Annotated in this window: 15 protein-coding genes and 2 tRNA genes; 7 read left to right on the forward strand and 10 right to left on the reverse strand. The window is 62.4% G+C overall.

Annotation, left to right across the window (positions count from 1 at the left end; translation table 11 throughout):
• Window positions 1-445: 445 nt before the first annotated feature.
• From DVU_RS00040 to DVU_RS00050, 3 genes are all read right to left on the reverse strand, one after another.
• On the reverse strand, window positions 446-1,726 hold the full coding sequence (locus tag DVU_RS00040) for a TRAP transporter large permease (RefSeq protein ID WP_010937320.1): 1,281 nt from the start codon (window positions 1,724-1,726) through the stop codon (window positions 446-448).
• Window positions 1,723-2,289 (reverse strand): TRAP transporter small permease, encoded by a 567-nt coding sequence (locus DVU_RS00045; protein ID WP_010937321.1) that lies wholly within the window; start codon window positions 2,287-2,289, stop codon window positions 1,723-1,725. Before DVU_RS00045 ends, DVU_RS00040 begins: the two co-directional genes overlap by 4 nt.
• Before the next feature lie 61 nt (window positions 2,290-2,350).
• Window positions 2,351-3,376 (reverse strand): TRAP transporter substrate-binding protein, encoded by a 1,026-nt coding sequence (locus DVU_RS00050; RefSeq protein WP_010937322.1) that lies wholly within the window; start codon window positions 3,374-3,376, stop codon window positions 2,351-2,353.
• A gap of 487 nt (window positions 3,377-3,863) precedes the next feature.
• On the opposite strand from DVU_RS00050, the gene DVU_RS00055 reads away from it, so the two are divergent.
• Both DVU_RS00055 and DVU_RS00060 read left to right on the forward strand, forming a co-directional pair.
• Entirely contained in the window at window positions 3,864-5,066 is a 1,203-nt protein-coding gene (locus DVU_RS00055) for a helix-turn-helix domain-containing protein (protein ID WP_010937323.1), read from the forward strand.
• A 160-nt stretch (window positions 5,067-5,226) separates the two neighbouring features.
• Window positions 5,227-7,035, forward strand: coding sequence for an ATP-binding protein (locus tag DVU_RS00060; RefSeq protein ID WP_010937324.1), 1,809 nt, complete (start codon window positions 5,227-5,229; stop codon window positions 7,033-7,035).
• A 199-nt stretch (window positions 7,036-7,234) separates the two neighbouring features.
• On the opposite strand, the gene infA is transcribed toward DVU_RS00060, so the two are convergent.
• Together infA and lgt are read right to left on the reverse strand one after the other, a co-directional pair.
• Complete coding sequence (gene infA, locus DVU_RS00065; protein ID WP_010937325.1) at window positions 7,235-7,453, reverse strand: translation initiation factor IF-1; 219 nt, start codon at window positions 7,451-7,453, stop codon at window positions 7,235-7,237.
• Between the two features lie 115 nt (window positions 7,454-7,568).
• Window positions 7,569-8,360, reverse strand: a complete 792-nt coding sequence (gene lgt, locus DVU_RS00070; protein ID WP_010937326.1) for a prolipoprotein diacylglyceryl transferase — start codon at window positions 8,358-8,360, stop codon at window positions 7,569-7,571.
• Between the two features lie 299 nt (window positions 8,361-8,659).
• On the opposite strand from lgt, the gene DVU_RS00075 reads away from it, so the two are divergent.
• Window positions 8,660-8,735: transfer RNA gene (locus tag DVU_RS00075), tRNA-Ala, on the forward strand.
• A 165-nt stretch (window positions 8,736-8,900) separates the two neighbouring features.
• A complete protein-coding gene (locus DVU_RS00080) occupies window positions 8,901-11,150 on the forward strand; it encodes a methyl-accepting chemotaxis protein (protein WP_010937329.1) in 2,250 nt (749 codons plus the stop codon).
• A gap of 116 nt (window positions 11,151-11,266) precedes the next feature.
• Here the strand turns inward: DVU_RS00080 and ngr are convergent, their stop codons facing one another.
• From ngr to DVU_RS00095, 3 genes are all read right to left on the reverse strand, one after another.
• Window positions 11,267-11,875 (reverse strand): nigerythrin, encoded by a 609-nt coding sequence (gene ngr / locus DVU_RS00085; protein WP_010937330.1) that lies wholly within the window; start codon window positions 11,873-11,875, stop codon window positions 11,267-11,269.
• Between the two features lie 501 nt (window positions 11,876-12,376).
• Window positions 12,377-13,354: a class I SAM-dependent methyltransferase gene (locus tag DVU_RS00090; RefSeq protein WP_011793191.1), complete on the reverse strand. Its 978-nt coding sequence runs from the start codon at window positions 13,352-13,354 to the stop codon at window positions 12,377-12,379.
• Between the two features lie 267 nt (window positions 13,355-13,621).
• Window positions 13,622-16,072 carry a putative bifunctional diguanylate cyclase/phosphodiesterase gene (locus DVU_RS00095; RefSeq protein ID WP_014524182.1) on the reverse strand — a complete coding sequence of 817 codons (2,451 nt, stop codon included), beginning with the start codon at window positions 16,070-16,072 and terminating at the stop codon, window positions 13,622-13,624.
• 160 nt (window positions 16,073-16,232) lie between these two features.
• Here DVU_RS00095 and DVU_RS00100 point away from each other — a divergent pair, with 160 nt between their 5' ends.
• Complete coding sequence (locus DVU_RS00100) at window positions 16,233-16,403, forward strand: helix-turn-helix domain-containing protein (protein ID WP_010937335.1); 171 nt, start codon at window positions 16,233-16,235, stop codon at window positions 16,401-16,403.
• A gap of 75 nt (window positions 16,404-16,478) precedes the next feature.
• On the opposite strand, the gene DVU_RS00105 is transcribed toward DVU_RS00100, so the two are convergent.
• A complete protein-coding gene (locus tag DVU_RS00105; protein ID WP_010937336.1) occupies window positions 16,479-18,638 on the reverse strand; it encodes a PAS domain-containing sensor histidine kinase in 2,160 nt (719 codons plus the stop codon).
• 173 nt (window positions 18,639-18,811) lie between these two features.
• On the opposite strand from DVU_RS00105, the gene DVU_RS00110 reads away from it, so the two are divergent.
• Window positions 18,812-18,887: transfer RNA gene (locus tag DVU_RS00110), tRNA-Ala, on the forward strand.
• Between the two features lie 364 nt (window positions 18,888-19,251).
• Window positions 19,252-19,824: a dienelactone hydrolase family protein gene (locus DVU_RS00115; protein WP_010937337.1), complete on the forward strand. Its 573-nt coding sequence runs from the start codon at window positions 19,252-19,254 to the stop codon at window positions 19,822-19,824.
• A 218-nt stretch (window positions 19,825-20,042) separates the two neighbouring features.
• Here DVU_RS00115 and DVU_RS00120 read toward each other — a convergent pair whose 3' ends face one another.
• On the reverse strand, window positions 20,043-21,467 hold the full coding sequence (locus DVU_RS00120) for a sodium:proton antiporter (protein ID WP_010937338.1): 1,425 nt from the start codon (window positions 21,465-21,467) through the stop codon (window positions 20,043-20,045).
• Between the last annotated feature and the right edge of the window lie 73 nt (window positions 21,468-21,540).

Below are 21,540 nucleotides of genomic sequence, written 5' to 3' on the forward strand. Positions count from 1 at the left end.
AAGTGTATTCTTAATAATACAGGAGTGTTATGTGTTTTATGCACAAAGGAACAGGGAACATGCCGACATGAGGCCCTCTGGAATATGTTCGTCTTGAGACCGTGCTGTGGAATGATGTCGTGCCAATAGAAAAGGCCTTGTGATGTTCCTAATAAATATATGTATATCATGCGATTGACTATGATATGCACATGTGTGCGCACCACTGGTGACAGGCGCAGACACTCTGCTGGCGCACCTTTCCGGTGTCGCCTCAAGCGTGTACTGGGCTGCAATAGGCACGGGAGGGGGGATGAGAGAACTGACGACGGGCAACCCGCGACGTGGCAGGAGAGGTTGTTCTGAAGATGTCGTGGGGGAGACAGAGGAGGCACACCTCTGCAGGGGTGTCGGGCAGACGTGTAGAAGCGCGAAACGATGCGTGATTGTGCTTCAGCCGGACTTTTCAGGGGGCGATGATGTCGGTGCTGAACGCCGCCACGAACCACGGGATGTAGGTGACGAGCATGAGGTCGACCACCAGCACCGCGAGCAAAGGCAGGACGGCACGGGCGAGGGTGGCGAGGGGCACACGTGCGATGCCGCACGAGACCATGAGGCAGACACCGAGGGGCGGGGTGAGCATGCCGATGGAGAGGTTCATCACCACGATCACGCCCAGATGGATGAGGTCGATGCCCATGCGTGGCAGAAGCTGCACAAGCACGGGAACGAGCAGGATGAGGGCGGCAGTGGTCTCCAGCATCGTTCCGGCCAGAAGAAGCAGGATGTTGACGGCAAGCAGCAGCATCCATCCCTCTCCGCCTACGGCAAGGATGGCGTCCGCCAGTGCGGCGGGGATGCGTTCGATGGCCATCACCCATCCGAAGAGGGAGGCTGCGGCGATGATGCTCATGACGACGCCGGAAGTGACAGCGGCATCCAGAAGCAGGGCGGGCAGGCGGCGAAGGTCGAGTTCGCGGTGAGCGAAGAGGCCCACCAGAAAGGCGTACACCACAGCCACGGCTGCGGCTTCCGTGGCGGTGCATACGCCTGAGATGATGCCGCCGAGGATGATGGCGGGGGCTCCGAGCGACCATCCGGCACGCAGCAGGGCGGGCCACACGGCCGCGGGTTCGAAGCGGCGTGTCTCTCGCCCGGAACGCAGCCCTTCATGGACGCACCATGCCGAGAGCGTGATGCCCATGAGCAGCCCGGGCATGACGCCGCCAGCGAAGAGTTTGCCGATGGACGCCCCGGTCAGCGCCCCGAAGACGATCATGGGTATGCTGGGGGGAATGACGACGCCGATGGACCCGGCAGCGGCCTGAACCGCTCCGGCGAAGGCAGGGGAATAGCCGCGGGCCACCATCGAGGGAATGAGGATGGAGCCCACGGCGGCGGTATCGGCTGCCGCAGACCCTGACACCCCTGCGAAGAACATGGATGACACCACCGAGACCACGGCGAGACCGCCCGGAAGGTGCCCCACAAGCGTGTCGGCAAGTCGGACGATGCGCTGCGAAATGCCCCCCGCGCTCATAAGCTGCCCGGCTGTCATGAAGAGCGGTACGGCCAGCAGGGGAAAGCTGTCGGCCCCGGCGTACAGCCGTTGAACCGCCACCATGGGGTCCATGCCTCCCTTGATGAGCAGCGCGGCGAAGGCCGAGGCACCCACCGCCAGCATGATGGGGGCGTTGCAGGCGAAGAGCAGGCCCAGCATCCCGAAGAGCACCAGCGCGGTCATGGGCGGTCCCCGGTGGGCGAGGGGGTGTCTGATGCGTGGTCTGCAAGACCGTCGTCTCCACCGCCCTGTCGGTCTCCTGTGGCGTGTCTGGCCAGTATTGCCAGCACATGCAGCATGGACAGCGCCCCGCCAACGGGCAAGGGCAATGCCGGAATGAGCCGTGACAGGCCGAGTGCGGGTGTGGACTGATGGCGAACGAACCACGCGAAGCGTGCGCCGTGCCATGCCAGCAAGGCAAAGAAGGCCAGTGCCGCCAGAAGCACCAGCATGTGCGTGACGTGACGTCCGCGCCTGGGAAGATGCCGGACAAGGGCATCCATGCCGGGATGCGCCCCTGCGCGCACCGCTACGGCGCAACCGATGAAGGTGAGTTGCACAAGCAGGATGCGGCCCAATTCCTCCGACCAGAAAAGGGACTCGTTGAGTGCGTAGCGGGAGAAGACCTGTACGGCCACCAGCACGGCCATGCCTGCCATGGCGGTGATGAGCCAAAGCCGTGCCGCACGGTCCGCCTTTTCGCTGGCCGTATCCAGAAGACGGGCAGTCAGCCGCAGGGCGCACATGATCAGCCCCTCTTGGTCGGTCGCGGTCGGGGAATGGCTGGATGATGACGCATGGGAGGGGTCACCTAGCCCTTGTGGCCGCCATGAGGTCTTCGAGCGCCTTGCGCACCCCCTTGTGCTCGAACAGCGCGCTTCCGGACAGAGGCTGCACGCGTTGCCTGAAGGTGGCGATGTCGGGCCGTTCAATCACCTGCATCCCGGCCGTGCGAAGCTGTTCGAGGTAGGCCGCGTCGCGCTGGCGACTCCATGTACGCTGCCAGAGGGCGGCGTCTTGCATGCAGGAGGCCAGGAGTCGGCGGTCATTCGCAGGCAAGGCCTCGAACCACGCGAGATTGGCGAGGTCGGTGTGCGTGGAGTAGACATGCCCAGTCAGCGAAAGATGCTTCTGCACCTCATTGAGGCGGTATTCGGCGATGACCCATAGCGGGTTCTCCTGCCCGTCGAGGGTGCCCTGTTGCAATTCGGCGTAGATGGGCCACCCCATGGGGGTGGGGTTTGCACCGAGCGTGCGCCACAGTTCACGGTGCACCTGCGATTCCATGACGCGAATCTTGAGGCCGCGAACGTCGTCCGGGGTCATCACCGGGCGGATGCTGTTGGTCAGGTGGCGGAAGCCGTTCTCGGAGAAGTGAAGTCCCTTGAAGCCGGCGGTGGAAAGCCTGTCGAGCAGTCCGCGTCCCACGGGGCCGTCGAGCACCCTGTCTGCTGTGGTTGTGTCGGTGAAGAGGAACGGGAAATCCAGTGCGGCCATCTCCGGTACGAAGGCGTCGAGTGTTCCCGTGGTGACGATGGCCATCTGCACGGCCCCCAGCTGTACCTGCTGGAGGATGTCGGTCTCCGTACCCAGAGAGGCGCTGTGATGCAGGACGACATTGAACCTCTTGTCCGACCTCTCGGCGAGAAGCTGTGCGAAACGTTCAGCGCAGACGTATTGTGCCGAACCGGGCTTGGTGACCACGGCGAGGGTGATGTCCTCTGCTGCACTGACATGCGGCGGCAGTGCCACGAGCATGAGCAGACATACGAGATGTACAAGCGGCGCAGTACAGCACCGGATTGCACGGCACAGGATGTGGGCGAAAGGCATCGTTGACTCCATGGGGGGCTGCTTCACGAAAGCATACCTTCTCTGTGTCGTAGCGCAAGACACGGTTGCGCTGGCAAGAGGTGAAAAACCTTTGGCAGGTGCGGCTTGCAAGAGCGTAAAGTGTCTGATAAGTTTGCGAAATAGGGGCTATGCCCGCGCCGTTCGCACATGGCACTGGTGAGGGGCATCATGGGCGCGGCCATGTTGCACGAATTACATAAGGGCGCGCACTGTATCCGCCGCAGCGGCGTGGGGCAAGTCTCGCCATTTGCCCTCATGCAGTCCGGTGTCCAAGGCTTGTGGTGTCGGAGTGCGTTGTCCGCAGTTGTCTGCATATGCCACGTCCGAGAACCCGCCGCACCCGTGAGCCCTGAAACTGCCCTGTGGCCCTGCCTGGGTGCCAAGCCCGCGGGCCCGGCTTGACCTTGCGTTCGTGTGGTGCAAGGTTCGCCTTTTACGTGTTGAAACTTCCTATGGAGACGAAAGCGTGACGAAGACCGACGGAGGCATGACCCACAAGGACCTCTCCCGGCTTCTCGGCGTGTCCGAGACGACGGTGAAGAGCTACCGCCGCAAGTTCCCCGACTGCATTCCCGTGGCCAATCAGGGCAAGCCCATCCGTTTTACGGCAGATGCCGCGAAGGTGTGCATCCGCATCCGCGACCTGTTCGAACTGGGCATGGCTGTACCCGAGGTTCGGGCAAGACTGGCGTCGGAATTCAGGTGGATAGAGGCGGAAGTCCCGGCTGACGAGACCTCGCAGCCTGCTGACGAAGCTCCGGCGCAACCGGTGGCGGCGCAACCGGCGCGTGTCGAATTGCCTCAGGACTTCACCACCGCCGTGAGTGGTCTCGCACGCAGCATGGTGCATCTCACCCAGCAGCAGACAGCCATGATGAAGCGGCTTCAGGGGCTTGAACAGCGTGTCGACGCTGCAGTTTCGGCTGCCGCAGCCCCTGCACCGGTATCTGCGGCGGACGACGCCGCAGCGCGTGAGGTGCGTGAACTGGCTGCGCGTCTTTGTGGTGCCGTGGAGCGCTTCGAGGCTCTCATCGAGCGCCTTGCGTCAGAGCAGGGCAGGGAACAGAAGTCGGAATTCCGTGTGGTGCCGCTGCTCAAGGCGCTGGGACGCAGACGTAGCGAACCGGAACCCGCCCCTGCCCACGAGGCCCCTGTCGCTGCGGGAGAGAGCACGTCCGTGTCCGGTGCTTCTGCAGAAGGTACGCCTATTGCCAAGCCTACGGCACAGGACGCGCCCCCTTCGCAGTACGAAGGCGATGCGGCAGCGCATGCCGCCTCTTCTGTCTCCGCCATGCCCCCTTTCCAGAATCAGGAACCGCCGCGTGCGGTGATGACGTTGCCCCTTGTGGTGCAGAGTCCGCAAGGCGACTTCGTGGGAGTGGCAGGCAGGGCGCGTGGCCGTTTTTCGTGCGCCGATTTCAAGGCCATGCTCGCCTATGCGTTCCTGCCGCCGGAACAGTATGAACTGCGCTGGGAGGAACAGGAAGACGGATGGCGTCTTGAACTGGCGCAGCCCACATCCGCAGACCCCATGCATATGGTACTCTCCCTTCGGCGCATGGTGACGCCGCGGGGCAACGACGTGCTGTGCGTCACAGCCTACGAGGGCAACGGTACGCCGGGCGAACCATGGGACCTGCACGGTTTCATCAGGGCGGCGCTGGGCTAGCCGGCGCACGTACCTTGCGGGTTGCCATCCCACAGGGCGATGTGGCGTTTGTGACGATGCCGACAGTGCGGCCCGGTCCCTCTCCCGCAACGTTCCGGCGTCGATGGTACTGCAAGTTGTAACCTTGCCGTGACAAGGGTGAAACACGGAGAGCGCGATTATGAACGGTATGCGATCCTCACTCCGTAAACGACTCGTGCTCGGAACGTGGCTGCTGCTGCTCATGGCACTGGCCCCGCCTTTCGTCTATTTCGACCGCACCATCCGTGAAGACATGCTCGAAGAGGCGCGCAAACGCGCCACCGAGACCCTGTCCAGCACGCAATGGGTGCTGTCGCGTCATGCGCCCTTCGGTTCGGAAGACGCGCTGGAGGCATGGGCCGTGGAGTATGCGCGGCATACCGGAGTGCGCTTCACCTACATCGTCGATGGCAAGGTGATGGCCGATTCGGATGTGCCCGCCGAGCGCGTCCACCTCATGGACGACCATGGCGGCAGGCCTGAAGTCGTCGCAGCCAGCAGGGGTGGCAGCGGCATGGAGGTGCGCTACAGTACCACCCTGCGCAAGGACCTCGTCTATGCCGCGTTGCGGGTCGAGGGCATTGCCGGGCTGCCAGCGGGGGTCATCCGCGTGGCGCTGCCGGTCTCCGAAGTGCGCGACCGCATAGACAGCATGGAGACAGGGCTTCTCTGGGCCTTCATCTTCTCGCTTCTGGCCAGCGGGGGCCTTGGTTTTCTTGTGACGCGTCCCTTTCTCGGCGGCATCGAGTCCATGGCGCGTGCCGCACAGGCCATCGGGCAGGGAGATTACGGCAGGCGCATCCGCGACATCCCCGGTCGCGAGTTGCGGCCGCTGGCCCACGCCATCAACGGCATGGCGCACAACATCGAGCGCCATCTCGCCGTGCTCGAAGAACAGAAGGGACGCCTCGAGGCCGTGTTCAACGGTATGCGCGAAGGGGTGATGGTGCTCGACGCCGAAGGGCGCATCACCACCATCAACCGTGCGCTGACCACCATGTTCGAGGGCATCGTCTCCAAGATAGGCCGCACTCCGCTTGAGGCGACCATGAAGCCCGAACTCCAGCGGGCCGTGGACGACCTGCGCGCCAAGGATACCACCGAAGGCCGCGCCATCATGCTCGAACTGTCGGACGGGCGCGCCTTCGAAGTCAATCTCGTGCCGTTCTTCGACGAGGCAGGGCGGTGCGTGGTGCTGGTCTTCCATGACGTGAGCGAGCGCGAAAAGCTCGAACGCATCCGCCGCGACTTCGTGGCCAACGTGTCTCACGAACTGAAGACCCCGCTCACCAGTATCAAGGGGTATGCCGAGACGCTGCTCGAATCGCCACCCGCCTCGTGCGAGCAGGCCGGGGCGTTCATGCGAACTATTCTCAAGAACGCCAACCACATGACGAAGATGGTCAACAGTCTGCTCGTGCTCGCCCGGTCGGAACACAAGGGTGAGAAGCGGGTACTGGCCGAAGTGGATGCCGCCGAGGTGCTGCGCCAGACCCTGCGCGAGTTCCAGCCCGTGGCCCGGCGCAAGGCCATCGAACTTGTGTGCGAGGTGGAGGGGGCGGTCACCGTCATGGCCGACCGGGACGGTCTGGGTGAGGTCTTCCGCAATCTGATGGACAACGCCATGAAATACAGCCCGGAGGGTACGCGCGTTTCGGTCTCGGCGCGTCCCGGTGCCGGGGTGGCTACCTTCTGCTTCCGTGACGAGGGTCCCGGTATCCCTGAAAACAGCAAGGAGCGCATCTTCGAGCGCTTCTATCGCATCGAACGCGAAGGCGACACCAGCAAGGAAGGAAGCGCAGGTCTGGGGCTTGCCATCTGCCGACGCATCGTACGTAGCCATGGTGGGGAGATATGGGTCGAGAGTCCGCTTGACCCTGCTACCCGGCGTGGGGCAGCGTTCTTCATCACGCTCAACACGCCTCGTGCGCGCGTCGGAGTGGTGTAGCCGCCGTCATTGAGCCAAAGGACCATGCCGCCTCTTCCTTGCACGAGGGAGGGGCGGCTTTCAACGTGGCAGTAAGGACTCTTGCCCGTGGATATTCATGACATATGGGGTCGAGGCGGGGACGGCATCGTGCCGCCTGCACCCATAAAAAAAGGAACGCCTTGGCGTTCCTTGCGTGCTGTGAAGCGACGGGCGGGGACTACTTCATACGGTAGGTGATACGTCCACGCTTGAGGTCATAGGGCGAAAGCTCGACCTTGACCCTGTCACCGGGCAGGATGCGGATGTAGAACTTGCGCATCTTGCCGGAAATGTGGGCCAGCACCTCGTGCCCGTTCTGCAGTTCGACGCGGAACATGGCGTTGGGCAGGGCTTCCTGCACAACACCGTCAACTTCAATGGCATCTTCCTTTGCCATGTCTCCTCCAAGCGGGGTGTTCGCACACGCCGCCGTCCGCGACGGCCGCAATGTAACGGGTAGCCAATTCCACAAATCGACGTGGATGTCAATAAAACCGTTGGGAGACGTGGATTCAGGCTGCCTTGGTGCCTTTGTCCCCGCCCGGACGCAGCAGCCACAGCCCCAGCATGATGAGCGGCAGGCACAGCACCTGTCCCATGGTCAGCCAGCCGAAGGCAAGATAGCCCAGCTGGACGTCAGGTTCACGTACGAATTCCACCGTGAAGCGGAAAACGCCGTACAACAGGGCGAAGAGGCCGGAGACATGCCCGGTGGGGCGCTTGCGTGACGAGAAAACCCACAATGCAAGGAACAGGATGACGCCTTCAAGCGCGCATTCATACAGTTGCGAGGGATGTCGCGGAAAGGGGCCTCCATCCGGGAACACCATGCCCCACGGCAGGGTGGTGTGCTTGCCCCACAACTCGCCGTTGATGAAGTTGCCGATGCGGCCGAAGAACAGCCCCGGCGGTATGAGAGGGGCCACGAAATCCGACACGTCCATGAAGCCGAGTCCGTTGCGCCTGCCGAGAAGCCACATGGCAAACACCACCCCCAGCAGACCGCCGTGGAACGACATGCCCCCGTTCCAGATACTGAAAATCTGCGTCGGGTTGCCCAGGTAATAGGCGAGGTCGTAGAACAGGATATAGCCGATGCGACCCCCCAGCACCACGCCGAGGATGACATAGGTGACCATGTCGTCCACCATCTCGCCCGTCCACCGCGACCCGGGCTGGGCGGCGCGGCGGCGTCCAAGCCACCAGCCGGAAAGAAAACCGAACAGGTACATGAGGCCGTACCAGCGGAATTGCAGCGGGCCGAGAGTGATGGCAACGGGGTCTATGCGCGGGAAAGTGAGCATCGTTCCTCCGGAAGAGGGAAGGCGGCTGCGGGCTGGCTACCTGTGCCCGTAGCGCCGTAGCATTGGGATTGCGTGCGCGGCATGTCCACGCAGGGTGGCTGTGCCATGAGGTACGGCGTAAGGGCGTTCGCGTCAACGCATGAATGGCTGTTGCGAGGTGCGGGGTGTGGCTGTCGCAGCACATGGGGCTTGCTGCAGCCACGTGAAGCGCGCCTACCTCAAAAACAGAAAAAAACGCTCATGAATTGATCTCCCTGTTGACAAGTCGGCCCCCTTGGGGCAAGAACGGTCTTCCGCAAGGGGCTGTAGCTCAGTTGGGAGAGCGCTTGAATGGCATTCAAGAGGTCAGGAGTTCAATTCTCCTCAGCTCCACCAGACGTTCACCGAACGGGGGTATCCGAAAGGATGCCCCCGTTTTCTTTCATCCTTCCTCCGGGCTTGTTCCAAGCCTGAAGTGTACCCAAATAATGCCATCCTTCTGCCAGCTGTCGTATCATGGACATGGCAGGTTCCATCACGTGAACGGTGAAGGAGGCAGTCATGCGCCGGTCTATCATTATTCAGCTCATCATCATCGTGGTTATCGGTCTCGTGGTCGAAGGTGGTATCTTTTTGGGGTATGTCTCTTTCGACTTGTCACAATTTGCGGCTTTTCAGGCGCAGAAGACCCGCGAGAGCATCTATACCCACGAACAGTACTCGCTTCGCGATATGGTGGACTCGGCAAGCAGCATTGTGGAGAAATACTACGCGCAGTCCAGGGACATGGAAGCCCTGAAGCGCCTGAAACGCGATGAACTGAAACTGGTGGTCGATGCTGCGGCATCCATGGTTCAGGCTCAGGTGGCCGCAGCACCTCAGGAACGGAAGGCGTTTGTCGCGCGCGAAATGCTCGCATCCTTGCGCGGGTTGCGTTTTGCGGGTGATAATTACCTGTGGGTCAACGATCTGGACACGGTCGTCCTCATGCATCCTGTATCGCCGCAGATGGAAGGGAAGCCTCAACGGGACATCCGTGACGAACAGGGCAAGGCCATATTCACGGAATTCGTTTCCATTGCGAGGTCGAAGGGCGAGGGCATGGTCGACTATATGTGGCCCCGCCCCGGCCAGAAGCAGCCCCAGGTCAAGGTGTCATTCGTCAAACTCATTCCGGAACTGGGCTGGGTCGTCGGTGCAGGAGCCTATCTCGATGATATGACAGCGCAACTCAAGCAGGAGGCTCTGGACCAGATCGCCCGTATCAGGCTCTCTGACGGAAACTACTTTTGGGTGAACGATTTGCGTCCCTATATGGTCATGCACCCTGTCAGACCTGAACTGGACGGCACCGACCTTTCACGTACGACAGATGCTGAAGGCAAGCTGCTCTTCGTCGAGATGGCGAAGGTGGCACGGGACAAGGGAGCGGGTACCGTAGCCTACAGATTCGGCAAGCCGGGTGCCGCAGGTGATTTCCCCAAGCTCTCGTATGTGAAGCTGTTCGAGCCATGGGGATGGGTCATCGGGAAGGGTGTCTACATGGATGATGTCGACAGGGAGATCGTGGCGGAGCAGGAGCGTTTCAGTCAGGCTATTGGCGGGCTGATGACGCGTAGCGGTCTCATCGGATTGATGATCGCAACGACCATGGTGGGGCTGGTGCTCTTCTACATCCACTACCGTCTGCGTCAGCCCATGAATCAGCTTGTTCGCTATGCCGGGCAGGTCGCCTCTGGTGAACTCGATGCCAGTGTCAGCGGACGTTTTCAGGGAGAACTCCTGCTTCTGGCGGATGCCTTGCGTTCGATGGTGGCAAGCCTCGGAGAGCGCATGGAAGAGGCGCAGCTCAAAGGCCGTCTGGCCGAGGAGGAGGCTGCTCATGCGCGCGCTGCCACGGCAGAGGCTGACGATGCCCGGCGTAAGGCGGAAGGGGCAAAGGCCGAGGGAATGCTCGCGGCTGCAGGCATCCTCGACACCATTGTCACGTCATTGACCCAGGCATCACAGAAGGTTGCAGCGTTGTCGGAGGAAATCAGCGACGGGGCAGAGGGACAACGGCAGCGTATTACGGAAACGGCCACTGCCATGGAGGAGATGAACGCGACCATTCTCGAGGTGGCTGGCAATTCGAGCAAGGCGGCTGAGAATGCGGATCATGCGCGCGGTCGGGCAGAGGAGGGCGCCAGCACTGCCAGCGCCTCAGTAGCGGCCATTGAAGAGGTGCAGCGGCTGGCCGATGCACTCAAGGTGAATGTCGCTGAATTGGGAGTGAAGGCCGAGGCCATAGGTAGAATAATAAATGTCATCAATGATATAGCTGACCAGACGAATCTGCTGGCGCTCAACGCGGCCATCGAGGCTGCCCGTGCCGGTGATGCTGGCCGGGGGTTTGCGGTGGTGGCAGACGAGGTGCGGAAGCTCGCTGAAAAGACGATGCACGCTACAAGCGAGGTCGGCGAGGCTATCAGGGCCATCCAGCAGGCGACCCGCGACAACACGCACAGTGTCGAACGCGCGGCAGCGGCAGTAGACAAGGCCACAGAACTGGTGGTTCGTTCCGGCAAGGCGTTGAGTGAGATCGTTGTTCTTTCGGAACAGTCGGCAGACAGGGTGCGTTCGATCGCCACGGCGTCGGAGGAACAGTCGGCAGCCAGTGAGGAGATTACGCGTGCACTGGATGAAATCAACGGTCTCTCGGGACGCATTACGGAGGGTATCGGGCAGGCTGCCGGTGCACAGCGGGATATGAGTCAGCAGTGCAGGAAGCTCAATGAGTTGATCGAAAAGATCAAGCTTGAGAACAAGTAGATGCGCCTCCACGCCTCTTGAAGCAGACACGGAAAAGGGAACCGCCCCGGCATCATGCGGGGCGGTCCTTGCATTGTCCGACGCCCAGCGCCTTACGCCGCCAGACTCTTCGCGCCTCAATAGGCTGTGAAGGTGTCCTTGGGGCGGAAGCAGATGGGACACTTCTCGAAGTCTTCTCCCTTGTGGATATAGCCGCAGATGGGGCACAGGTGGAACTTGTCATCGTCCGGGGCGTCGATGTCGTTGTATGCGGCGAGATAGCGTTCGGCATGGACGGATTCGGCAAGCTTGGCCCGCGTGAACACATGGACAGCCTTCGAGTTGCCCTCCTCCTGCGCCTTCCTGATGAAAGCCGGGTACATGTCGGACGTCTCGTAGATTTCGCCATTGGCGCCGGAGATGAGGTTCAGGTCGCAGCTGTAGGCTGAAGGCGCTGCCACCGTGGGCTTCTCATAGCCCGGTTCCATCTCGGCAACGAGAGCGTACTCCAGACCGATGTGGATGAGTTCGGCTGCCGCCGTGGCTTCAAAGAGGCGTGCAATCTGCTCATACCCCTGTTCTCTGGCTGCCTTGGCGAAGGCCGTGTACTTGGCATGTGCCCCGGTCTCTCCGGCGATGGCAGCCTTGAGGTTCTCCAGCGTGCTTCCCACGGCGGTCTTGCTGTCTGCCACCATGTTGAAGTTGGTCGCATTCTTGACGGTGGGAACCTGTGCTCTGACTTTCATGGTGCAACGCTCCTTTGTTTTGTGTGGGCGCAAAGGGGGGCTGGTCGACCACCCCATGGGTTCGACCTTCTACCGATCATGCCATTTTTTGTCCCCGAATGTCATGTGCGTCAAGGTGCGCGTCGAACGCATGCCGGAAGGGGACATGCAGCGGTGGCAGACTCTCCGGGGCATCCGGGGTCTCCCATGCCGTTGATGACGACTGCGCCCTGTTCGCGTGGCGTTGCAGGGTACAGGATACGGTTCACCGCAAGCATGGATACCTCTCGGACAGGGTCCTCACCGGGGAATGTCGGGTTCGCGTCGTGACTCGCCGTGCTGTGCGCACGTGCCGGAAGCGGACGGAACCCTCTGCGCCGTCGTCCACGCAGAAAAAAGGCCCCTGCTGTGCAGGAGCCTTCTGGCTATAGGCGGTAGAGGGTGAAGGGGGCGAGCGCACTTTTCCTCTCACAGTCCATCGCTTCCGCGGAAAGGTTGATGAGACGTGTACACCCCTCCCGTTCACGCCATGCGGCGCAGCCAGAGGCTGCCGCCGGTGTTGCGCATGCACAGCGGTGTGTGCTTCTCGAACATGTCACCGTGCCGCGTGGTCATATAGCTGTTGAAGAACAGCACTTCGAACGCGCTGTTGTATTGCAGGAAGGCGCGCAGCAGATAGGCTTCGTTCCATGCCCTGCCCTGTGCATACCACGAGCATGGATACTCGAAGGGGTAGAAGATGTCGTGGATGTGGATGATGACGCCGGGTTGCAACGCCGGAAAGACATCGAAGACGAAATGCAGCACGTCGCTGCCTATTTTGGCAACATGCGAACTGTCGATGAAGAGCACATCGCCCGCTTCGAGGGATGTGTAGGTCTCGAGGGCGACATTCTGGGCGAAGTCGGTGACGATGGTGCACCGTGTCCTGTCTTCGGGGCGGATATGGGTCAGCAGCCGTTCGGGATAGGGTTCGACGAAGGTGAAGCGGGTCGCACCGTCAAGGAAGCGTTCGTCGGTATCCAGCATGACGCACGACGAGAAGCCTGAACCAGCCTCCACGATGCGCCTCGGCCTGAAGTGGCGCATCATGGCGTACAGGACGAAGGCATCGGTGTGGGCGAAGAAGTCGTTAGCGAAATGGTAGCGCAGTCCTTCCGTCGGCTGATCCTTGAAGGGCATAGCGGCGTAGAAGGGCACGAGAGCGGCGTACAGCTTCAGCTGTTCGCGTTCGCGAAGGTCGACCCCGCCCAGCGGGTTGGCCCCTTCCGGCACGTCGAAGGCGCGATGGGCCACGGCCGCCACCTCGTCACGCGAGGGCAGGGGCGAGTGGAAGTGCCCCGGAGGGTAGGCGTCGACAAAGGTCGTATCATACCGCGGGCGACGCTGTTCCAGCGTCAGGTACATGTCACGCAGCAGCATGGCGGTATCGGCCAGTTCGGGGCGAAGGCGGGCCAGTTCTTCGAGCTGGCGCGGTGTCGACCGGGTATCATCGCTCATCGGTCTTCCTCGGGCTGTCGGGGTGGTTTCGTGTCCTGTCGGCATCGGGGCGCGAAAGGGTTCCCGCACAGTACGATGTCATGCGCGATGTGCCAAGTTCCCGGATACATGTCACGGGCTTTGTCGAGGGCGGGTTGTGTCCTGCGTCCGACATGCTCATAACCGCATACTGGCGGGGGCCGCACCCAGACCGGCACGGCAGCGAGAAGGCGCGGCGCTCGTCGGGCGGCACGCCGGGAAGGGGCTGGGGGTGGGGCAGTCGCGGGGCTACGCGTCCGGATGGGCTTCGGGGGGCAGCAGCGTGCCCTGATCCATGGCGCGTATGGCAAGGCGCATGGCATCCGTCTCGGGCACAGGGCGCGAGAAAAGGTAGCCTTGCAGGTAGTCGCACCCGAGACGCGCCAGAAGATTGGCCTGCGCGTGGGTCTCCACGCCTTCGGCCACTATCTTGCAGCCCAGGCTATGGGCCAGTTGTACTGTGGAACGCACGATGGCGCGCATCCTGTCGCGCAGGTGCACTTCGTCTATGAGCGACTTGTCGATCTTGATCACCCTGAAGTGCTCACTGGCGAGGTACTGGATGTTGGAATATCCGGCACCGTAGTCGTCGATGGCGAAGTTGAGGCCACGTTTGGCCAGGGTCTCGAGTCTGCCCATGAGCTCAGCCCCGGTGGAGATGAGGGCCGATTCGGTGACTTCGAGCGTGATGCGGTCTCCGGGTACCGAGACGGCGTCGAGCACGCTTTCTATGTCGGAGAGGAAATCCTGCGCCATGAGATGTGCCGGGGAGATGTTCACTCCGAAGCGCAATCCGGGCGTGAGGAGTCCTGCCTCACCGAAGCGTCTGACGCATGCCCCGGCCTCGCGCAGGGCGAAGTCGCCCAGCAGCCCCACGTGTCCCGTCTGTTCCGCCACGGTGATGAAGGTGGCGGGCGACAGTGACCCGTGACGTGGGTGGTTCCAGCGCATCAGGGCTTCGAAGGAGTGCAGCGAACCGTCACTGGCGTTGACGATGGGCTGGTAGACCATATGCAGTTGCCCGGTCGCCGCCGCGAGGGGAAGTTCGCGTTCGATGTCGAGTCGCAGCATGTAGCTGTCGAGATGCAGGGGCCGGAAGATGCTGATGCGCCCGAAGCCGCGCTCCTTGGAGCGGTGCATGGCTGCATTGGCGTTGCGGATGATGACATCGGGGCTTTCGCCCGGGTCGCCCACGAAGAGCACCCCGGCACTGGCTGAAAGGCGAACCTCTCGACCGTTGATGTCATAGGGTGTGCCAAGATGGGCGAGCAGTGCGCGGGTGTCGCGCACGACGTTGTGCGTGGCCGACGCGTCGGGGACGACGACGAATTCGTCACCGCCCACCCGTGCACAGAAGGCGTGCAGGGGGTGCATGAACGCACCGAGGCGTGCGGCGAAGGCGGCGATGACGTTGTCGCCCCACGTGTGCCCCATGCTGTCATTGATGGCCTTGAAACGGTCGATGTCGATGAAGATGACGGCGACGGTTTCGCTGGCCCCCTCTTCGAGCCTGTCGAGGCGCGCAGCCAGCATCTCGTGCAGGGCCTTGCGATTGGCAAGCCCCGTGAGGTCGTCGTGGGTGGCGAACCATGCCAGTTCCTGTTCGCGCTGGGATATGGCCTGGGCCATGCGTGTGACGGCGGTCTGCAATCCGCCTATCTCGCGCACCGACTCCATCGCCGTTTCGGGAAGAGGTTGCCCGGCTTCGATGGCCTGCACCTTGCGCGTGAGGCTTTCCAGCGGGTGGACGATGCGCCGGTTGGCTGCGGCAAGGGCCGCCAGCGCGACACACAGGGTACCGAGTAGCAGCGGGGTCACGCCACGCAGGGTGGAGAGGGAGAAGAAGCTCTCATCAGGGGTGGAGACAAGGAGGTACAGGTACGGTGCCTCGCCGGTTGCAAGGCGTTTTGCCATGACGGAAACGGCGTGGCGGGTGCCGCCGAACTCAAGCCACGCGCGTCTGCCATCAGCGCAATCCCTGAGGTCTGCCGGGGGTATGTGCACAGGGTGCCGCCCACCTGAAGGCAGGTGCTCATATACAGAATCGCCGTTGCGGTCGAGGACGAAGACGGTCAACCCGTCGCTACGGGGCCCCGCCTTGCGCAGCATGTCGCCGAAGACCTCGCCGTTGAAACCCGCGAAGACGACCCCGGAGTGCGCCTCCTCGTCGCTACGGACGGCAAGTGCGAAATACAGGGCAATCTGGCCCGTATGGCGGCTGACGAGGCCTTCACTGGCTACCATGCCCTCGGTGGCGAGGCTGGTCGAGAAATACGCCCTGTCCGCCACGTTGATGCCTTCGGGCAGGCTTGCGCTGGAGGAAATGACGTCGCCGTTGGGGTTGGCCACATGGAATTCGAGAAATTGCTTGCCGAAGGCGCGTGAGGCCTGAAGCAGGCGTGTCCAGCGTGTGGCGTCATCGGCATCTGCGCCGCCATTGGCCGCGATGACCTCCAGCGACTGGGCGAGGGCGTCCACGACCTCGTCCACTTGCAGACCCATGCCCTCGACGAGGCCCGCACGCATCATGTTCTCTTCTTCACTGATGCGCGATTGTGTCGACGCCATGAGCATGAGGATGGAGACGACGGCAGGAAGCAGCATGCCCAGCACCAGTGTGATGACCGTCATGGAGACGGTCGGGGATGACGCGTATCTTGGACTGTTGCCCTGCGCATCATTCATGGAAGCAGTGGACATCGATGCTCCATCGCGGTGTACTGCAAAGGGTAGGGTAATCCCTTATGGCAAGGAAGGGGACAAGGGGTGCGTTTTCAACACATCGCGTTCCTTGTCAAGTCGATGGTTGACGAGATGAGGATTCTTTATTAGTAATAGGTATCAATAAATGGAGGTCATCATGGAAGACAAGGTGTTGCAGGCGATGAAGGACGCGGGAAAGCCCGTGCGTCCCGGTGATGTGGCAAAGGCACTCGGCGTGGATGGCAAGGAAGTCTCCAAGGCCATCGATGCTCTCAAGAAGTCCGGCAGGGTGGTATCGCCCAAACGGTGCTTCTACGAACCCGCGTAGGCTTCACGACGCGTTTGCGCCCCGCGAGGTATTCCTTCGCGGGGCGTGTCTTTTTTTTGAGGGGGGCTTCCGGCGTTACCGAGGGTCTGCTGTAGTGCCTTCGTCACGCGGGAGTCTGATGGTGAGGCGGGTGCCCTCTCCGGGTCGGCTGGCGCATTCGATCGTGCCGCCGTGGTTGGTGGTTATGATGAAATAGGCGATGGCAAGACCCATGCCCACGCCCTTTCCCGCGTCCCGCGTCGAGAAGAACGGCTCGAAGATGCGTTTGCGCACTGCGGGTGAGATGCCGGGGCCGTTGTCGATGACGTCGACCCTGACTTCGGAGGGCAGCACCCGGGTGACGATGTGCAACTCCGGCGAGATGCCCTCCGGATAGGTCTTGTCCCTCATGGCCTGGGCCGCATTGCGGAACAGGTTGAGGAACACCTGCTCGAGTTCAGCTGGGATGCAGCTGATGATGTCGTCCGTCGGGTCGTAGTCGCGAACGATGCCCAGGGTCCTGAAGTCGTGGTTCATGTTGTCGGAGTAATCGTTGCCTGCCAGCGCAAGGGCACGATCGATGATGGTGGTGAGGCCGATGGCGGTGCGCTCGCCTTGCGATGGGCGGATGAACTCGAGCATGTGGGCCACGAGGGACGCGGCACGCGCTCCGGCGTTCTGGATGCCGTCGAGAAAGCCGGGAATGCCTCTGGCGACCATATAGGACTGCATCGCGTCGAGGGGGCAATGTGCCTCTTCCGCGGCAGCCCTGTTGGCTGGCAGTGCAGGGTCGAGACGTCTCTGGATGTTCTGGGCCCCCTGAAGGATGGCGCCGAGGGGGTTGTTCATCTCGTGGGCCATGCCAGCGGCCAGCCCCCCGATGGAGAGCATCTTTTCGGACTGGAGCAGAGCCTCTTCGAGGCGCACCCTGCGGGTGACATCATCCACGCGCATCACGAGAACGTCCGCGACTCCTGCCGTGAACGTCTGCACATCGACATGGTGCATCCCGTCGTCCCGATACACCGAGAGTCGGCTGAAGGTGTCTGGAGTGCGGTGTTCCAGCGCCAGAAGCAGTCTGGGGTCGTCTCCTGCGAGAAGGCGCGTGGCATCGCGTGCAGGCATGTCCAGTGCGTCCTCGGCAGCGACGCCTGTCATGGACTCGGCTACCCTGTTCCACTGGACGACCCGGCCCTGCACGTCGAAGCCCACAAGGGCCGAGGGCATGGCTTCGAGTACATCATGCAGGAAGTCGCGCATGTCACGCAGGGCTTCGCTGATGGCCTGCTGTTCGGTGACGTCGAAGATGACGCCGTCGAGATAGCGCACGTTGCCAGTGCTGTCCTTCACGGGGCGACCATATTCCATCATATGGCGCGTCTCACCGTGTGCCGTGATGATGCGGTACGAAAGTGAAAAGTGCCCGTCAGGCGCGTTGATGGCTTCAATGACAGGGTGGTTCAGCATGGCGCGGTCGTCCGGGTGCACGATGGATTCCCACGTGAGGGTCCCGTCCGTGAAGCGGCTGACGGGAATGCCCGTGATGTTCGCGGCCCCGGCAGAGAGAAACTGCATGTGCCACGGGGGGGTGCTGGAACAGCGGTAGACGGCCCCGGGGATGTTGGTGACGAGTGTGCTGAAGCGACGTTCGCTCTCTTCGAGGGCGCGTCTGGCTTCCATCAGGTCGGTCACGTCGAGACACGAGATGCAGAAGCCCGCGTAGTGTCCGTGCGTGTCGTGGTAGGGGCGGCCTTCTGCCACCATGTGCCGGACGACGCCGTCATGGCGTGTCATGGGGAACGTCATGGTGCAGGGGCGGCGAGCACTGGCCCCGGTGCGGGCGAAGTCTCTCGCCGCGTCGCGCCCCGCGGCGGCGATGGCATAGAGCCAGCCGTCGCCGCGGGCTGCTTCGTTCGAATGTCCAGTGAAGTGACGCCAGCGTGCGTTCACCCAGATGCAGGCCCCTTGCGTGTCGGAAAGCCATAGCAGGGCGGGGCCGGCGTCCGCCACGGCTTCGACAAGGTGCGCAGGGGCACGGTTGTGCCGGTGCGGTGAGCTGGCACGAAGTCTCCACAGGGTGAGGAGTACGACGCAAAGCGCAGCACCGGCAGTGGTGGCGATGACGAAGCCCAGTCCGGATGCGTCGGTGGCAGGGGGAGGCTGGGCGGTCGCTGCCAAGGCTGCCGAGGACAGGCAGGCTGCGCATCCGTGCAGGATGGCCGCTCCAAGGCATCGTTGGAACTGGACACAAGACATCGTGCGCTCCGGTCGGTTTTGTCGGTCGGGGCGAGGGGGAGGGTCAGCTGTCCCGATGGCAGTACCGACAGGACCAGTGTGCCGTAAAACCCGGGTTACTGGTATGAAAAAAACGACATCGCGTCTCATGTCTTGACAAAATAGAAGGACTGGGGCAATTTCGCACCTCGCTTGGGGCTGTAGCTCAGTTGGGAGAGCGCTTGAATGGCATTCAAGAGGTCAGGAGTTCAATTCTCCTCAGCTCCACCAGAGATTTTCTGAAAGACCCGGTCGGCATATGTCGATCGGGTCTTTCGTCGTTCGTGGGGCCCGAAGGGCTTGCCCATTCCGGGCAGGCGGGGCATGCAGGCTGAACGCTCATCAACGCGATTGTCGTGAAATCTTTCTGGATTCTGCCGGTGCTCATCAATGATTGCGAGGTGTTAGGCTTGGCTGTGTGCAGTCGGTCGTACGGGTTCGACCGGGCACGCATGCTGACCGGGCAGGATTGGCGGCAGTACGGACTCTTTTGCCGCCCGTGACGCCAGCCTGTGACACTGGCAGGCGGACAAGCCCATGACAGGCGCACTGCACCACGGTCGGGGCGAGGCGCAGCAACCGGAGGCTGAAGACATTGCACATCATCCTTGCCACGGAGATATGGGGGCACACCCCGCATGTGGATACGCTGGCTGAACGATTGCGCTCCTGTGCATCCGACGTGGTTGTCATCGACCCCTACGACGGCACCGACCCGGATTTCGGCTGTGAACAGGACGCCTACGCGGCGTATTGCAGGCAGTGCGGGCATGAGGCGTTCGCCGCACGCGTCGAGCAGGCGCTGGTGCGTGCCGGGGTTGATACCGTACTCGTGGGCTTCAGTGCCGGGGCGACGGCGGTGTGGTCCGTGTTGTGTGCGGCGGAATGTGAGGCACGTGGCGGCGTAGGGTTCTACGGTTCGGGCATCCGAACGCTGCTTGACCGCACTCCACGCGCTCCCGTCGAACTGGTGTTCCCTGCCTACGAAGAGCATTTCGACGTGGGCACCGTAGTGGACAGCCTCGCAGCGCAACCAGACGTGCGTTGTCATGTGGTGCCTCAGGGGCACGGTTTCATGAACCCCCTCGCGGCCCACTTCGACCCTTCGGCCCATGAAGCGTGGACCTCGTGGCTGGTGCGCCGGGTGGCTGCGTTCACAGCATCCTGATATCGCTGTGCCAAGGCGTCGGTGTGGACTGCGGAGGGCGAACGACGGTTCGGTCTGCATGCATTCCGCGCTACGACGCCCTTGTCAGCCAGCCAGCGGATAGGAGTCGTTTCGCGAAGTCATCTCGTCCTGCCTTGGGAACGCGAATCATCAGAGACAGGAAAAGGCCCGCCGAAGCGGGCCTTTCGTACTCGTATCGTCTGTGTCCCGCTACGCGGCTACATGAAGAAGAGCCACGTCACGAGGATGAAGCACGGGACGAGAATGCCGCACGACCATGCCATGTAGCCGAAGAAGCTGGGCATGGGCACGCCCTGTTCTTCGGCGATGGAACGCACCATGAAGTTGGGCGCGTTGCCGATGTAGGTGTTGGCGCCCATGAACACCGCGCCGGCGGAGATGGCGGCGAGGGTCTCGGGGATGTCGTTCATGAGGTGCATGGCGTCGCCACCAGCCGTGTTGAAGAACACGAGGTAGGTGGGGGCGTTGTCGAGGAAGCTGGACAGGATGCCGGTCAGCCAGAAGTACATGGTGTTCACGGGCTGCCCGTCGTGGGTCACCATGTTGATGACCGGTGCCAGTGCGCCCGCTTCGCCAGCCTTGAGGATGGCGATGGCGGGAATCATGCTCACGAAGATGCCCGCGAAGAGCTTGGCGACTTCCTCGATGGGACCCCATGTGAACTCGTTCAGGCGGCGGCATTCAGTGCTGGTGAGTTTGAGAGACAGGGCGGCGATACCCAGCAGGCCGAGGTCGCGGGCGAGGTTCTGCAGTTCGACTTCGATGCCGTACACGTTGAAGGCGACTTCGGGCTTCCACAGGCCGGACATGAGCACCAGCGCCACCACGCCGCCAAGCAGCGGCAGGTTGACCACGCCGTCGAGTCCCAGCTTTTCGCCGGATTCGGCATTGGGGGGCACGGGACGCCCTTCACGGTTGAAGAGCACCGTGTCGAGGACGAAGAACGCGGCGATGAGGATGACCGAGACGAGGATGGTCTTCATCAGCAGGTGCGAGGTGGTCCAGAAGAAGCTGACACCCTTGAGGAAGCCGAGGAAGAGTGGCGGGTCGCCCAGCGGGGTCAGCGAGCCACCGATGTTCGCCACGAGAAAGATGAAGAAGACTACCGAATGCACGCGGAAGCGGCGGTGGCTGTTGGCACGGAGCAGCGGGCGGATGAGCAGCATGGCCGCGCCGGTGGTCCCCATCCAGCTTGCCAGCAGGGTGCCCACGGCGAGGATGGCTGTGTTGACCACAGGGGTACCTACCAGTGAGCCCTTGAGGCGGACGCCGCCCGCCACGGTGAACAGGGCGAAGAGCAGGATGAGGAAGGGCACGTACTCCAGCAGGAAGGTGTGGAGTACCTGATAGATGGCGGTCTGCATGCCGAAGACGGCGGCGCAGGGTACAAGGAAGGCCAGTGCCCAGAAGGCCGACACCTTGCCGAAGTGATGGTGCCAGAAGTGCGGCAACGCAAGCGGCATGACGGCGATGGAGAGCAGCATACAGGCGAAGGGCAGTGCCCATGCGACGGTGAGGACGGAGCCGTCGAGGTCGTGGTGGCCGCCGGAGGCGAAGGCGGCGATGGGGGCCAGCAGCAGGGATAGCGTGGCCGCGATGAGGGCAGGGCTGAGACGCTTCACGGAAGACTCCTTGGGTTGACGCGGATACCGGCGCGCGTGAGAAGGGTACGGCCCGCAACGCCGCATCCTGACC

This window comes from Nitratidesulfovibrio vulgaris str. Hildenborough, assembly GCF_000195755.1.
Lineage (GTDB): Bacteria > Desulfobacterota > Desulfovibrionia > Desulfovibrionales > Desulfovibrionaceae > Nitratidesulfovibrio > Nitratidesulfovibrio vulgaris.

What these genes read in the sequence shown, in the direction of transcription:
- DVU_RS00040 (WP_010937320.1), bottom strand. Translation starts at nt 1,726, where the DNA reads ATGACCGCGCTGGTGCTCTTCGGGATGCTGGGCCTGCTCTTCGCCTGC.
- DVU_RS00045 (WP_010937321.1), bottom strand. Translation starts at nt 2,289, where the DNA reads ATGTGCGCCCTGCGGCTGACTGCCCGTCTTCTGGATACGGCCAGCGAA.
- DVU_RS00050 (WP_010937322.1), bottom strand. Translation starts at nt 3,376, where the DNA reads ATGCCTTTCGCCCACATCCTGTGCCGTGCAATCCGGTGCTGTACTGCG.
- DVU_RS00060 (WP_010937324.1), top strand. Translation starts at nt 5,227, where the DNA reads ATGAACGGTATGCGATCCTCACTCCGTAAACGACTCGTGCTCGGAACG.
- infA (WP_010937325.1), bottom strand. Translation starts at nt 7,453, where the DNA reads ATGGCAAAGGAAGATGCCATTGAAGTTGACGGTGTTGTGCAGGAAGCC.
- lgt (WP_010937326.1), bottom strand. Translation starts at nt 8,360, where the DNA reads ATGCTCACTTTCCCGCGCATAGACCCCGTTGCCATCACTCTCGGCCCG.
- DVU_RS00080 (WP_010937329.1), top strand. Translation starts at nt 8,901, where the DNA reads ATGCGCCGGTCTATCATTATTCAGCTCATCATCATCGTGGTTATCGGT.
- ngr (WP_010937330.1), bottom strand. Translation starts at nt 11,875, where the DNA reads ATGAAAGTCAGAGCACAGGTTCCCACCGTCAAGAATGCGACCAACTTC.
- DVU_RS00090 (WP_011793191.1), bottom strand. Translation starts at nt 13,354, where the DNA reads ATGAGCGATGATACCCGGTCGACACCGCGCCAGCTCGAAGAACTGGCC.
- DVU_RS00095 (WP_014524182.1), bottom strand. Translation starts at nt 16,072, where the DNA reads ATGTCCACTGCTTCCATGAATGATGCGCAGGGCAACAGTCCAAGATAC.
- DVU_RS00100 (WP_010937335.1), top strand. Translation starts at nt 16,233, where the DNA reads ATGGAAGACAAGGTGTTGCAGGCGATGAAGGACGCGGGAAAGCCCGTG.
- DVU_RS00105 (WP_010937336.1), bottom strand. Translation starts at nt 18,638, where the DNA reads ATGTCTTGTGTCCAGTTCCAACGATGCCTTGGAGCGGCCATCCTGCAC.